The sequence below is a fragment of the Pseudomonas sp. GW821-FHT04C07 genome (assembly GCF_059420325.1).
In genome coordinates this window covers 86,482-100,775 of sequence record NZ_JBWKTM010000014.1, presented here as the reverse complement: position 1 = coordinate 100,775, position 14,294 = coordinate 86,482, and the positions used below count along the sequence as shown (strand labels likewise).

The following is a 14,294-nucleotide window of genomic DNA, read 5'->3' as shown; positions in this document are numbered from 1 at the left end:
TCCTGAAGCACCCTATCGTTTGAATTCACGACCGCTGCGCGGCCGAACGCAGGCTACGCCAGCTGCTACGGGGAATAGGCTGGACCTGAAATTGCTTAACGGGCTTAGAAACCCCAGTGCAGCAACAACAGCACCAGCACAGCAAGGAACACCGTCTCCCCTACCATCAGCAGGATGGGCTTGATGCCGACTGCGGCCAGCTCCTTGAGTTGAGTCTTCATTCCCAAGGCGCTGATGGAAACCACCAGGCACCAGCGCGACAGTTCGTTGACCGAGCCCTGTAACACTGGAGCGACCCAACCGGTGCTGTTGATACAGGCCAGAATCAGAAAACCGACGGCGAACCACGGTAGCAGCGGCGGTCGTTTGCCCGCCGTGTCGGCGCCCTGCATACGGGTGATCATGGTGGCGCAGAGGATCACCGGCAGCAGCATGGCGACCCGCATCAGCTTGACCACCGTGGCTATATCACCGGTTTCGGTCGACAGGCTGTAACCGGCACCGACCACCTGAGCGACATCGTGGATGGTGCCGCCGAGGAACATCCCTGCCATTTGTGGTGACAACGACAGCCAGTTGGCAATCATCGGATACAGGATCATCGCCGTGGTCGACAGTGCCGACACTCCAATGACGGTGAACAGCGTGGCACGCTCTTTCTGCGGATGATTGGGCAACGCCGCCGCCAGCGCCAACGCCGCCGACGCACCACAAATCGCGGTTGCCCCACCGGTAAGCATGCCAAACAAGCGCTGAAAACCCAGCGCCTTGGCCGCGACCACCGAAACGCCAATCGTCACCACCACCAGAATCACCACCAGGGCCACTGGCTTCCAGCCAAGAGCGGCAATCTGCTCCAGTGTGATGCGCATGCCCAGCAGCGCCACGCCAATGCGCAACACGGTGCGTGCCGTGAACTCGATGCCGGCCTTGCACGCGCCATCACTGGCCAGGAAGTTGAGCGCCATGCCCAGCAGCAAGGCGAACAGCATCACCGGCGCACCATAATGCTCGGACAAAAAGGAGGCTGCCGCCGCCACAATCAGACTGACGATGAAACCCGGCGCCAATTCGCGCGTTCGGCTATGGACACGGGTGAGAGCGATGGTGCTCATGGCACGGACTCCTCAGAAACAATGACGATGAATGCCTGGCCGTCGACGACCTCGACCGGGTAGTTGGCGACTTTGAGTTGGGTTGAATTGAGCAAGTAGCCGCTGCGCAGATCGAAGCGCAGGCCATGGGCGCAGCATTGAATCACCCTCCCCTCAAGGCGCCCGCCACACAGCGAGGCGCCCTGATGCGGGCAACCGTCGTCGATGGCGAACAGATCGCCCTCGACGTTGAACAACGCCAGGCTTTTGCCCTCGAATTCAACCAGCGCACGGCCTCCCGCCCGCGGGAGTTTTCCGGCAGGCACGGGTACACGCCGACTCATGCCGGTAGCCGCGCGCGATGGCTATCGAGCAAGGCTTCGCCCATGGCGCCAAGCAGTTCCTCGGCAGGCTGCGCGCCTACCACCGTCAGGCGACGGTCGAATTGAAAGCACGGCACACCGCTGCCAGCTCCTGCCTCGTTGCCGACGTAAGGATCGCCGTCACCTTGCAGAACGGAGGCCATGGCATCAGCGTCGAAGCCACACGCCTGGGCGATGGCGATCAAGGTCTCACGGCAGCCCAAGTCCTCGCCGTACTGGAAGTAGGCGGCGAACAGACGTTCAAGCAAGACATCACGCTGTGCCGTACTGCCCAGCACAGTGGCACGTTCCAGCAAACGATGGGCATCAGCGGTATTGGGCATGGTGGCGATGCGGCTCAGGTCGATGGGCACCCCCACCGCCATCGCGGCCTGCTGCACCTGGGCCTGGCGCATGCTTACCGCTTCGGCACTGCCCAGGCGTTTGCGATAAAACTCGACAAAGGGCTCACCCTGTACCGGCAGTTGTGGCAACAGCTGCACCCCGTGCCACACCGTGGTGATGTCCACACCCGGTTGCTGGATGCGCAAAAGATCCTGCGCGCGCTCCAGTTGGCGCTTGCCGATCAGGCACCAGGGGCAGATGAAATCGAAGAACACATCAATACGTAAACGACCACTCACAACTTCACCTCTAACACCGCTTGGCTAACCGAATCGTTGACACGCTCGCCCTTAAGCCGGGCAATATCCTTGTGGTAATGACACTTGGCATAAAAGAACACGGCCGCTGCCGCGATGCTGACCAATGGCACCAATTGGAAGGTGGCCTGCAAGCCGATTACATCGGACACCTTGCCGGTGATGAACGGCCCCGGGGCCAATCCGAGCATGTTGTTGGCCAGGGTCAGCGTGGCAAAGGCCGTGCCGTGGACTGAATAATGGGTCAGGTTGGCAACCATCGCCCCGGCAGGTCCGGTGGTGCCGGCGGCAATCAGCATTCCCAGGCAGATCAGCAGCAGTTGCGCAGGCCCCGCCGGCAAGGCGAACGCCGCCGACAGCAGCAGGCAACTGCCCAGGCAAAACGCGATAGCCAGGGCGACCTTTCGCTCCGGCGAGTGGCGACACAGTCGGTCGCTGAGCATGCCGCACATAATCATCCCTGCCCCGCTGCACAGCACGATGATTGCCGCGACACCGCCCGCCTTGTCCGTTCCCATGTCGTAATAACGATTGAGGTAACTGGGCATCCACACAATCACGGTGCCACCGACAAACAGTTGCAAGCCGCTGCCGATATAGGCCGCGATCACCGAACGGCTGGAACACAGCGTGCTTAGCGGACGCTTGACCGCTGCTGCTGCCTTGTTCGCGACTTGGGCGGCGCGTTGTGGGGCGATGCGCGCTTCCTTGACGATGATCGGGTAAAGCACAGCCAGCAGCAGGCCAAACAGCGCCATGCCGGCGAACGACCAGCGCCAGCCCAACCTGGCAGCTAATACACCGCCCAAGGCCATGCCTAATACCGATCCGAACATGCCGCCCGCCATGAAGGCACTGGCAAGCGTTGCGCGCAGGTGTTTGGGAAAGACCGAAATCACCACCGCGATGCCGACGCTGCCATAGGCCGCCTCGCCGACACCCACCATGAAGCGGGCAATAAACATCTGCTGGTAGTCCTGCGCCAACGCGCAGCCTAGAGTGGCCAGACTCCACAGTAGAGCCATCAGCGCCAGGCTCTTTACCCGACCGAAGCGATCAGCCATCAACGACAGGGGAAATGTCAGCAAGCCGACCATCAAGGCGACAATGCCACTGAGCAGGCCGAGCTGGCCGTCACTCAGGGCCCACTCGCCCTTGAGCATCGGGAACACCGCGTTCAGCACCTGGCGCGACATGTAATCGGAAATCAACAAGCCGAACGTCAGTGCAAAGACGATCCAGGCATATTTGCGCGCAACACCGACAGCACTTGAGTCGTCATCGTCCGCGACGCTTGGGTGATAGGCCATGCAGCCTCCTCGAAACTTTGTTTTATTTGTTGTTATCGAGCTTGTTGCAATGCAGCGAGCGAGAGGCCGTCGACCTCTCGCCCCGGCTGCCCCTCAGCCGCGTTGCGGCACACCCTTCTGGCCAGCCTTGCGGTTGGGGGCCATACCGTTGGCCAACAGGGTTTCTTCGATACTCTGGTACTGCACACCGATGCGGTAGATCTCACGCGCTTCTTTGCCGGTGGCGATTGCGCGACCCAACTCATGGGCTACGCGCACGGTTTGCTCGATCTGCTGCACAGAGCTGAAACGCTCGCCTTTGTGATTGATAATCGTGTCTTCAATGCCCACCCGTGGATGCATCCCCATGGACAGCGCCATGACATTGAACGGCAGCACGTTCTTCAACAGCGATTCGGCGGTCACGGTGCAGCCATCCGGCGCGCGGTGGACGAAGTTGAAGAAGTTGAACGGATTAGGGCCATCGAAACCACCGCCGATGCCAATCCAGGTCAGGTTTAACGGCCCCATGTAGACGCCCTTGCGCACCAGGCGCTCAAGTGTCTCCAGGGCGTGCATCCCGGTCAGCTGGAAATGCGGCTGGACGCCGGCAGCCATCAGGCGACGCAGGTGCTCCGCGACCCAGGCAGGACCTGCCGGCACGGTCATCTCGCTGTAGGCGGCCTGATAGGCCGGGTTAGCCAGGGACGTGCCCTCCAGGTATTCCGGATAGAGCAGCTCCATGATGTTCATCTGCGTGGTGTTGATGGCCACCGTGACCTGATCCGGTTTTGGCGTCAGCTCAGCCAGCATGTGGCGAGTATCGTCAGACAGCCACTTGGCGGCTTCGCCATCGCTTTCGGGCGCGAAGGAAATCGAGCCACCGACCTGGATGATCATGTCCGGCACGGCTTCACGCACACCGGCGATCAATTCGTTGAACTTGGACAGGCGCTTGGAGCCCTTGCCGTCCAGTTCTCGCACGTGCAGGTGCAATACGGTGGCACCTGCCTCATAACAATCGACCGCCTTCTGCACCTGCTCATCCATGGTCAGGGGGATGTCTTCGGGGAAGTCTTCCGGCATCCACTCAGGCCCGTACGGAGCGACGGTGATCACCACCTTTTCCATGTTTTCCGGGTGCAGGGAATCGTCAAAAAATTGCATGAGTTACTCCTTTTATTATCATTGTCCGCCCACTCCGGACGTTGCCGGGGGACGTGTGTACGAGTGCGAATGCAGAAACGACTGATCAGTAAGTCTTGTCGCCGATGATGCCGGCACGTTCCATCTTGCGATGGCACGGCGGGTAATCCATCACGGCGTAATGCTGGGTACTACGGTTGTCCCAGATCGCGATACTGTTGGGCTTCCAGCGCCAACGCACCTGATATTCCGGGATGTACGCCTGGCTGATCAGGTAGCGCAGGAGCTCACCCGCACCAGGGTTGGCGTCCTGGCCGAAGCGTACCCGCCCGGGGGTGTGGTAGTTGCTGAAGTGGGTGGTAAAGGCATTGACGAACAGCACCTTTTCCAAGGTTTCCGGGTGGGTGCGCACCACCGGGTGCTCGGCATCCGGGTACATCGCCTTAAGCGCCAGACGCTTATCGATCGGCATGGCGGCACCGAAGCTCGACTCGATGCTGTGGCGGGCTCGCAGATCGGAGATCTTCGCCTTCACCTCATCAGGCAAGCGCGCGTAGGCTTCCACCATGTTTGCCCACATGGTGTCGCCCCCCACTGGTGGACATTCCACGCAGCGCAGCACGCAGCCCATCGGCGGGGCCTCCCGCCAGGTAGCATCGGTGTGCCAGGCGTTCTCGTAGCGGTCCATCGACTGGTCCGGGCTCTTGTAGATGCGCACCAGCCCCGGATGATCCGGGTCGCTGCCGGCCACCGGATGATCCTCCAGCTCGCCAAAACGACGGGCGAACGCCACGTGCTCGGCGCGACTGATGTCCTGGTTACGCAGGAACACCACCCGATGCTTGAGCAGCTGAGCACGAATCTCGGCAAAAAGACCGTCGTCATGGACCGCATCGGCGAGGTTGACGCCGACCAGTTCCGCGCCAATGCTGCAGGTCAATTGTTCGACTTTCATGGCAGGCGGCTCCCTTAAATGACGAAAATCGATGAGCCCGTGGTCTTGCGTGACTCCAGGTCGCGATGAGCCTGCGCGGCATCCTGCAACGCATAGTGCTGGTTAATCTCGATCTTGATTCGACCGCTGCCGACGTGGTCGAACAGCTCGCCCGCCAGGGCGGCTTTTTCCGCCGGGTCGGCGATGTAGTCGGCCAGGGCCGGGCGGGTCATGAACAACGAGCCCTTGATCGCCAGCTGTACCGGATCGAAGGCCGGGATCGGGCCGGATGCGGTGCCGACGCAGACCATCAGGCCGCGGCGCTTGAGCGAGTCCAGGGAGCCCATGAAGGTATTCTTGCCGACGCTGTCGAACACCACGTTGACACCGACGCCGTCAGTCAATTCGCGAACGCGCTGGGCGACGTCTTCATGGCTGTAGTTGATGACATGGTCGCAGCCATGGGCCCGGGCGATTTCGCCCTTGACCTCGGTGGACACGGTGCCGATGACGGTCAGGCCGAGCAGCCTGGCCCACTGCGAAACGATCAGGCCCACACCACCGGCGGCGGCGTGCAGCAGAATGCTGTCGCCGGCCTTGAAATCGTAAATGCGCCGCATCAGGTACGCCGACGTCAGGCCGCGCATGGTCATGGCCGCGGCGGTCTCGAAACTGATGGTTTCCGGAAGCTTGATCAACGGCGCGGCCGGGATCAGACGCTCGGTGCTGTAGGCACCTAATGTATTGAGAAAACCGGTGTAGGTAACGCGATCACCCACGCGTACGCTGGTAACCCCCTCGCCGATGGCCTGGACCACACCGCAGGCTTCAACCCCCATGCCGTTGGGCATCGGGATCGGGTAGGTGCCATTGCGAAAGTAGGTGTCGGCATAGTTCAGGCCGACCGCCACATGACGAAGACGAACCTGGCCTGGACCGGGTTCGCCAACTTCGACCTCCTCATAACGGAGGACTTCGGGACCACCTGTTTCGTAGAAGCGTATGGCTTTGGCCATGTTTTCTTATTCTCCAGTCTGCAAGATTGGCGTGCAGCGTCGATTTGCGCTGATTGGACTGTAGGACGCAGTCCGGCAAGCCGCTTCTCATCAGACGACAATGGCTTTTCATTTCATGACAGCTACCCGGGTGGTGTGCGCTGTATCAACGCCTGAGGTAGATGACTTATCCAGTACCGCTCGATACCCTTGCGCACCTCGGTACCTGACGGTGTTCCAGGTCAAACCACACTCCATCCAGACGAGCATGTAATGAAATCCCCCGCAGGTTTGCTGCTGTCGGGTATTGAGCTGGACCGTGCCAGCTCCATCCCCCTGTACCGCCAACTCTATTTGCAGATTCGCAAACAGATTCTCAGTGGAAGAATTCAAGGGGGCGTGCGCCTACCGTCGACCCGGACCTTGAGCAAAGAGCTTGCGCTGTCGCGGATCACTATTCTCAATGCCTTTGATCAACTGATTGCCGAAGGCTTTCTGGCCTCGCGTACCGGGGCCGGTACCTATGTCGGCAATGAGTGGGAAAGCCGTGGTATTGCCGACGATGAGCGGCAGCGCCAGCCGCCTCGCCTGTCCAATCTGAGCCAGTCCATGCTGTCGCTGCGCAGCATTCATTTCCGCGGGGTCTCCTATGCTGGCTGGGTCGCCGGGAGCCCCACCTCATTCCTGCCAAGCCACAGCGCTTACGACGCGTTCCCGCAGCATATCTGGAAGCGCCTGATGAACCGCCACCTGCACAAGCCGACCAAGGCCATGCTCGGCTATGGCGAACTGCAAGGATTGCTGGCCCTGCGCAAGGCGATTGCTGAATACGTCTTTGATGCCCGTGGCATCGACTGCAGTGCCGAGCAGGTGGTCATCGTTTCCGGCGCCCAGCAAGCCTTTAACCTGCTGGGCATGCTGTTGCTCAATCCACAGGACAGCGTGTGGATGGAGGATCCGGGGCATATCGCGGCGCGAATCGCGCTCCAGGCCCAGGGTGGTCTGGTGGTCCCGTTGCGTATCGACGAACAGGGGATCGATATCCAGCAAGGCCTGGCTCAGTGCCCTGACGCACGCCTGGTGTTTACCACGCCTTCTCGTCAGCATCCCTTGGGCGTCACCATGAGTTATGCGCGGCGCCAGGAACTCATCGACTGGGCCGCGCGTAACCAAAGCTGGATCATCGAGGACGACTGCGACAGTGAGTTTCGCTACAACGGCCGCCCCCTGCCTGCACTCTATGCCATGGACCAATGGGCCCGGGTGATCCACGTCGGAACGTTCAGCAAAGTGCTCTTCCCCTCGCTACGACTGGGTTACGTGATACTGCCGCACGCCTTGATCGAACCCTTCTGCACGCTGCGGGCGGTCATGGATCGCAGCCCGCCCACACTGCTGCAGGCCGTGACAGCAGACTTCATGGGCGAAGGCCACTTTCTGGGCCATATTCGTCGCATGCGTGCGCTGTACCAGACTCGCCAGCAAGCACTGGTCGAACAACTGCAGCAAAGGCTGGGCGGTTTCTTCAAGATCACCCCGGTGGAAGCCGGCATGCACCTGATCGCCTGGCTGCCACCCAAGCTTGATGACGACGCCATCGCCAAGGAACTGGCCAGGCATAATATTCACACCTATGCCCTGAGCGACTACTGCCTTGAGCATGTCCTGCCACCTGCTCTACTGATCGGTTTTGCCGGCACACCTGAGGACCAGGCCGAGGAGCGCGTCGAAGCACTTGCCCAGGCCTTGAGCAAAATGGGGTACCTGCAGCAGGCCACTTGAAGCAAGGCAAGTGGTCTTGTGATTTAACTGATAATGGATCTATCGAGAGTTCCTGACTGGCGCGATAAAGGCTGCGCCGGTAGACCCGGCGTCTGAACCAGGAATAACTCGAATGAACAATAAGATCCAGGAACGATTCAATGCCTTGCTCAGCCACAAGGCTGTCGAGGCCGGGGCACCTCCCGCACTGACTGAAGCACTGGCCCGCCGGCTGCTCGACCGACTTGGGCAACTGCGCTTGTTTGCTCATGCCTACCCCTTGCTGACCAACCTCACCCATGGCCGTGTCACACCTGGCGACCTGCTGGACTTCGCCTATCGCCACGAGCTGCAGGGTCTGAGCCTGCACTTGCTCGACGGCGAGGAAAACAGCCTGAGTCAAATGACACCCGCGCAACTTCAGGCGTTTGCTGACAAGGCCAATGCACTGGGGCTGGATGTGCACCTGGAAATCAGCAGCACGCTGAAAAAAGATGTCGATCAGGTGATCGCCATTGCCAGGGCCCTGGGGGTTCGCAACATCCGCGTGTACTCACGCTACGAGGGAAGGCTGTCGCAGGTGATGGAGGTGATCGAGTCAGACCTGCATTACCTCGCGCAGCAGGCAGACGAGCACGACCTGTTCTTCGACTTCGAGCAGCATGAGGAACTCAAGAGCGCCGAGATCGCGCAACTGCTGAACCGGCTCAACCACCCCCGACTGCATGCCTTGTTCGACTTCGGCAACATGATCAATGCCTGCGAACAGCCCCTGCAGGCGCTCCGTACCCTGGCGCCGCACATACGCCAGACCCACCTCAAGGGTGTGCGTATCGTCCCCGAGCAAAACGGATTCGGCCATTACGGCGTGCTGCAGGGCTGTGACGAAGACGATCTGCCCAACGCACGCATGGTGTTCGAGCTGTTGATGCTCGGCGAATCTACCCCGCAAGTGATCGCGTTCATCCTTGAGCAGGAAAACCACTACGTCGCCCCGGCGTTCCGCCAGACCCTTGAGGCCGCCGACCCGTTCATTGCGTACCGGGAAATGAGTGAAACGGCGCTGCCTGGCGGCTATTCGCTTGAGCGAATGTTGGCCGATGAACACCGTTGGGCAAACAACCAGGTCGCCTATGTACGAAGCCTGCTGGCCGAGCTCCGAACCCTGGCCGAGTTGACCCTGGACAACGGCGCAAACGCCTGAACGTGACGTGACAACCGGTACTGCTTACCCGATTACGCCTGGAGAACAATAATGACAACTCGTGACAAGGCCAAATGGCTCAGATTCCTGATTCTCATCCTCGGTGGGGGCACCATTTACAAACTGTCGAGCCTCAAGGACGCCTTCTATGTGCCCATGCAAGAATTCATGGGATTAACCCATACTGAAATCGGCCTGCTGCTGAGCGCCAACGCCATTGTCGCCACCGTGCTGTTTGTCGTAGGCGGTCTGCTCGCAGACCGTTTCGACACACGCAAGCTGATTCCCATCGGTCTGCTCGGCACCGGCAGTCTCGGGCTCTACCTGGCGACCTTCCCGCCCTTCAGCAATCTGCTGATCGTGTTCAGCCTGTTGGCCGTCTGCGCCGATTGCATCTTCTGGCCCTCGCTGCTCAAGGCCATCCGCAATCTGGGTGACGACCAGGAACAGGGGCGGTTGTTCGGTCTTCTGGAAGGCGGGCGTGGTGTTATTGATACTCTGGTCGCCTTTTCTGCTTTGGGTGTCTTCGTCGCCATGGGCTCCGGTGAGGCCGGCCTGAAATCGGCGATCCTGTTTTATTCGGTCATCGACATTCTTGCCGGAATCCTGACCTGGTTTCTGCTCAAGGGCGGCACCGCGCAGTCGATTGCCAAGCCGAAGAACGGTTTGTCGAACCTGCTCGAGGCCATCAAGGTCCCGGGTATCTGGCTGGTCAGCCTCAACGTGTTCATGGTCTACATCGTGTACTGCGGCCTGACCTACTTCATTCCCTACCTCAAGGACATGTACGAACTGCCTGTGGCACTGGTGGGCGCTTACGGCATCATCAATCAGTACTTTCTCAAGATCCTGGGCGGCCCTGCCGGTGGCTTCATTGCCGACAAGCAGTTCAAGAGCACCAGCCGCTATCTGAAATGGGCATTCCTGGCTTTGCTGCCGCTCATGGGCGTCGTCATGCTCATCCCGAAAAACCCGAGTTTCATCTACGCGGGCATGGCCGCCACGCTGTCCTTTGCACTCATCGTGTTCTCCATGCGCGGCGTGTTCTGGGCGCCCATGGGTGAAGTCGGCATCCCCCAGCACATCACCGGTTCAGCCTTCGGTATCGGCTGCCTGATCGGCTACGCACCGGGCATGTTCGCTTACGTCATCTATGGCGCAATCCTCGACCATTTCCCCGGCCAGCAAGGCTACAACTACGTCTTCAGCTTGATGAGTCTGTTGGCCATTCTTGGATTCATGGTGTCCAGCCTGCTGTATCGGGCCGTCCAGAATAAATCCACGGCAACCGGCGGGGTTAGCGCAGCGCAAACCTGAACATCGCCCTGGTAACCGGAAACTGGTCGGCGTAATGCCTCTTCCTGGAAAATCAGCCCTGGCGCATGCCAGTCAGAAATGAGCGAAACGACCATTTGAATGATTGAATTGCGCAGATTAAGTTGTTGGCCTAAGATCAATTTGACTGAATCAATCACCAGATGATCGATTCAGTCAGTTTCGAGGTGAAACACGTCTTGCCAAACAATTATAAAAGGAGACCCTCGTGGCCCAGATTCCTATCAAGCGCACCATTGAACGCATCCCCGGCGGCATGATGATCGTGCCTCTGTTGATCGGCTCACTCGTGGCGACATTCCTGCCTGACACGCCCAAATTTTTCGGATCATTCACCAATGCGCTGTTCACCGGCGCGTTGCCCATTCTGGCGGTGTTCTACGTGTGCATGGGCGCGAGCATCAATATCAAGGCCACGCCTTACCTGCTCAAAAAGGGCGGCACGCTGCTCATCACCAAAGTCGGCATCGCCGTGCTCATCGGCATCGTGCTTGGCCACTTCCTGGGTGAGCAGCCAGTATCCTCCGGGCTTTTCGCCGGTATCTCCACGTTGGCGGTGGTCGCCGCAATGAACGACACCAACGGCGGCTTGTACATGGCGTTGATGGGGCAGTACGGCCGCTCCGAAGACGTCGGCGCCTATTCGGTGATGTCGCTGGAGTCCGGGCCTTTTCTGACCATGGTTACCCTCGGCATTGCCGGCTTGTCAGCCTTCCCCTGGCCGACGCTGGTGGGCAGCATTCTGCCGCTGGCCCTGGGCATGCTGCTGGGCAACCTCGACCGCGACATGCGCGACTTCCTGGCCAAGGCCGTGCCGGTGATGATCCCGTTCTTCGCCCTCGCACTGGGTGCCAGCCTCGACCTGCATAACGTCTGGCAGGCTGGTTTGCTGGGTCTTGGCATGGGTGTCGCGGTGGTCGTGCTGACCGGCATTCCGCTGTTTTTCGCCGATCGTTTGACCGGCGGCACCGGTGTTGCCGGCGTGGCGGCAGCCACCACCGCGGGCAATGCCGCCGCCGTTCCGGCGTTGATCGCAGCGGCAAATCCGGTGTACGCCGAAGCGGCCAAGAGCGCGACAATTCTGGTGGCTGCCTGCGTTGTGGTCACCGCGATCCTCGCACCGTTACTCACTGCAGCGGTCGCCAAACGCGTGCAACAGCGCAATCCCGTGGTCATCCCCGAGCCGGACCTCCAACCGCAAAAGCAGGAAGCCCTGCGATGAGCATTCTGATCATCGCGGACGATCTGTCCGGCGCGGCGGATTGTGCCATCGGCTTTGCCAGCGCGGGGATGCAAACGGTCGTCACGCTCGAGCCTTTGCATGACAAGGCTGACGCCCAGGTGATTGCCGCCGATACGGACACACGGCGCCTGTCCCCGGCGCAAGCCGCCGAACGCACGGTCGCTGCGTACAAGGCGCTGCAGCGTCCCGGTCAGCGGCTGTACAAGAAAATCGATTCGACCTTGCGCGGCAACTGGGCGGCGGAAGTTGCCGCCCTGCAACCGCTGGCGGGTCTGGCCATCGTCGCCCCGGCGTTTCCTGCAACCGGGCGCACGTTGCGAGGTGGCCGGGTGTTCGTCAACGGCCAGCCGCTGGAAACCACCGATACCTGGAAGCTCGAAAACGCCGATCGTCCGGCGGATGTCGAGGCGATGCTGGTGGCCGCAGGCCTGAGCACCGCCAAGCTTGATCTCGACACCTTGCGCGGTAATGAAGAAGCACTCGTGCGTCACATCGCTGAAGTGGCGAGCAAGGGTACCCAGGCGCTGATCGTCGATGCACAAACCGAAGACGACCTGCTGACGATCGCTCGCCTGACCGCGTCGATGGAACAGCCGCTGTTCTGGATCGGCTCGGGTGGGCTGGCGCGGGAAATCGCCAGTCTTGCGGATTTTTCCGAAGCACGCTTCACGGCTATCGAACCCACAGCGCTGGAAAAAAGTCAGGCACCGATTCTGATCATGGTCGGCAGCCTGTCAGGTGTCTGCGAACGGCAATGCGCACTGCTCAAGGAGCGCGGCGGGGTCAGCGAACTGGTTGTCCCGCCCGAAGTCCTTCGCCAAGGCACGACGCACGTCGATTGGGCGCTGTGGCAAGCGCGCATCGGCGAGCGGTTGGACGGCTGGAGCGACCTGCTGCTGCGCATTGGTCGCGATGAGGCGTTCGATCCCCAGGAGGGCGCTCAACTCTCAACCCGGTTGGCCGTGCTGGTAGAACCACACTTCGCCAAGGTCGGCGGCCTGATTGCCACGGGCGGCGAGACGGCGCGGGCCATATTGACCACCGTCGGCATCGACAGCCTGCAATTGCTCACGGAAATCGAAGCCGGCGTGGCTTTCGCGCGCCCCACCGTTTCCCGGCAAGGGCATCGTCCCGGCATTGTTACCAAGGCAGGTGCATTCGGCACTGACCACGCCTTGTATGCGGCATGGCAGCACTTGAGCGAACGCGCCGATCGCTCCCCGCCCCAACGTACACGAATCCAAGGACTCCAATGAACACTATGAGCAACTACCTCCCCATCATCGGCATCACCATGGGCGATGCCTCAGGTGTCGGCCCGGAAATCATCGTCAAGAGCCTGACCCACGACATCGTCTACCAACAATGCCGGCCATTGGTGATCGGCGATGCGCGGCGCCTGGAGCAGGCCAACGTGATCGTCGGCGGCAGCGCCAAAGTGCGCCGTATCGAAGACGCCTCCCAGGCTTTGTACGAGGCCGGCACCATCGATTGCATCGACCTCGACCTGATCCCCGATGACCTGCCGTTTGGCGAGCTGTCACCCATTGCCGGTGACGCCGCTTATCAATACATCGCCCGCGCTGTGGAACTGGCCGAGGCCAAACAGATCGATGCGATCTGCACCGCGCCGCTGAACAAGGAAGCGCTGCACGCCGGCGGCCACAAGTACCCCGGCCACACCGAAATGCTCGCGCACCTGACCCACGTCGACGAAGTGTCGATGATGCTGGTGGCACCGCAGCTGCGGGTGATTCACGTCACGACCCACATCGGCATCATCGATGCGATCCGCAAGATCGAACCGGGCCTGGTCCAGCGCACTATCGAACGCGGCAACGCCACACTGATCAAGGCAGGCATCGCCCGTCCCCGGATTGGCGTGTGCGGGATCAACCCGCATGCCGGTGAAAACGGCTTGTTCGGTTATGGCGAAGAGGAAGAAAAAATCATCCCGGCGGTGAAGTTGCTGCAGGAACGCGGCCTCGACGTGACCGGCCCGTTGCCGGCCGACACCCTGTTCTTCCGCGCCGGGCGTGGCGACTTCGATCTGGTGGTGGCGATGTATCACGACCAGGGCCACGGTCCCGTCAAAGTACTGGGGCTCGAAGCCGGGGTGAACGTGACCGTCGGCCTTGAAGTGATCCGCACCTCGGTCGATCACGGCACCGCCTTCGACATCGCCGGCAAGGGCATCGCCGATGAGCGCAGCCTGCTCGAAGCACTGCGCCAGGGCGCGGAGCTGGCCACACGACGGGGATGAGGTGCA

The 14,294-nt window shown here is 60.8% G+C and carries 13 protein-coding genes; 6 read left to right on the top strand and 7 right to left on the bottom strand.

Annotated features, from left to right (window positions below):
- Window positions 1–104: 104 nt before the first annotated feature.
- From AC07UI_RS23575 to AC07UI_RS23545, 7 genes are all read right to left on the bottom strand, one after another.
- On the bottom strand, window positions 105–1,115 hold the full coding sequence (locus AC07UI_RS23575; RefSeq protein WP_494994762.1) for a YeiH family protein: 1,011 nt from the start codon (window positions 1,113–1,115) through the stop codon (window positions 105–107).
- Window positions 1,112–1,438, bottom strand: coding sequence for a Rieske (2Fe-2S) protein (locus tag AC07UI_RS23570; protein WP_494994761.1), 327 nt, complete (start codon window positions 1,436–1,438; stop codon window positions 1,112–1,114). Before AC07UI_RS23570 ends, AC07UI_RS23575 begins: the two co-directional genes overlap by 4 nt.
- Window positions 1,435–2,100, bottom strand: a complete 666-nt coding sequence (locus tag AC07UI_RS23565; RefSeq protein WP_494994760.1) for a DsbA family oxidoreductase — start codon at window positions 2,098–2,100, stop codon at window positions 1,435–1,437. Before AC07UI_RS23565 ends, AC07UI_RS23570 begins: the two co-directional genes overlap by 4 nt.
- Window positions 2,097–3,428: an MFS transporter gene (locus AC07UI_RS23560; RefSeq protein WP_494994759.1), complete on the bottom strand. Its 1,332-nt coding sequence runs from the start codon at window positions 3,426–3,428 to the stop codon at window positions 2,097–2,099. Before AC07UI_RS23560 ends, AC07UI_RS23565 begins: the two co-directional genes overlap by 4 nt.
- Before the next feature lie 93 nt (window positions 3,429–3,521).
- Window positions 3,522–4,574, bottom strand: coding sequence for a beta-keto acid cleavage family enzyme (locus tag AC07UI_RS23555; RefSeq protein WP_494994758.1), 1,053 nt, complete (start codon window positions 4,572–4,574; stop codon window positions 3,522–3,524).
- An 85-nt stretch (window positions 4,575–4,659) separates the two neighbouring features.
- On the bottom strand, window positions 4,660–5,508 hold the full coding sequence (locus tag AC07UI_RS23550) for a TauD/TfdA dioxygenase family protein (RefSeq protein WP_494994757.1): 849 nt from the start codon (window positions 5,506–5,508) through the stop codon (window positions 4,660–4,662).
- A 14-nt stretch (window positions 5,509–5,522) separates the two neighbouring features.
- Window positions 5,523–6,503, bottom strand: coding sequence for a quinone oxidoreductase family protein (locus AC07UI_RS23545; RefSeq protein ID WP_494994756.1), 981 nt, complete (start codon window positions 6,501–6,503; stop codon window positions 5,523–5,525).
- Between the two features lie 252 nt (window positions 6,504–6,755).
- Between AC07UI_RS23545 and pdxR the strand changes: the two genes are divergently transcribed.
- The 6 genes from pdxR (at window position 6,756) to pdxA (ending at window position 14,288) form a co-directional block, all read left to right on the top strand.
- Complete coding sequence (gene pdxR / locus AC07UI_RS23540) at window positions 6,756–8,264, top strand: MocR-like pyridoxine biosynthesis transcription factor PdxR (RefSeq protein WP_494994755.1); 1,509 nt, start codon at window positions 6,756–6,758, stop codon at window positions 8,262–8,264.
- A 112-nt stretch (window positions 8,265–8,376) separates the two neighbouring features.
- The gene (locus AC07UI_RS23535) at window positions 8,377–9,447 is read left to right on the top strand and encodes a sugar phosphate isomerase/epimerase family protein (RefSeq protein WP_494994754.1); all 1,071 of its coding nucleotides are present in this window, start codon (window positions 8,377–8,379) and stop codon (window positions 9,445–9,447) included.
- Window positions 9,448–9,498: 51 nt separating this feature from the next.
- The gene (locus AC07UI_RS23530) at window positions 9,499–10,764 is read left to right on the top strand and encodes an MFS transporter (protein ID WP_494994753.1); all 1,266 of its coding nucleotides are present in this window, start codon (window positions 9,499–9,501) and stop codon (window positions 10,762–10,764) included.
- 226 nt (window positions 10,765–10,990) lie between these two features.
- Window positions 10,991–12,004, top strand: a complete 1,014-nt coding sequence (locus AC07UI_RS23525; RefSeq protein WP_494994752.1) for a 2-keto-3-deoxygluconate permease — start codon at window positions 10,991–10,993, stop codon at window positions 12,002–12,004.
- Window positions 12,001–13,281 carry a four-carbon acid sugar kinase family protein gene (locus tag AC07UI_RS23520; protein ID WP_494994751.1) on the top strand — a complete coding sequence of 427 codons (1,281 nt, stop codon included), beginning with the start codon at window positions 12,001–12,003 and terminating at the stop codon, window positions 13,279–13,281. The genes AC07UI_RS23525 and AC07UI_RS23520 overlap by 4 nt, the downstream gene beginning before the upstream one ends.
- A gap of 5 nt (window positions 13,282–13,286) precedes the next feature.
- Complete coding sequence (gene pdxA, locus AC07UI_RS23515; protein ID WP_413422343.1) at window positions 13,287–14,288, top strand: 4-hydroxythreonine-4-phosphate dehydrogenase PdxA; 1,002 nt, start codon at window positions 13,287–13,289, stop codon at window positions 14,286–14,288.
- The last annotated feature ends 6 nt before the right edge of the window (window positions 14,289–14,294 follow it).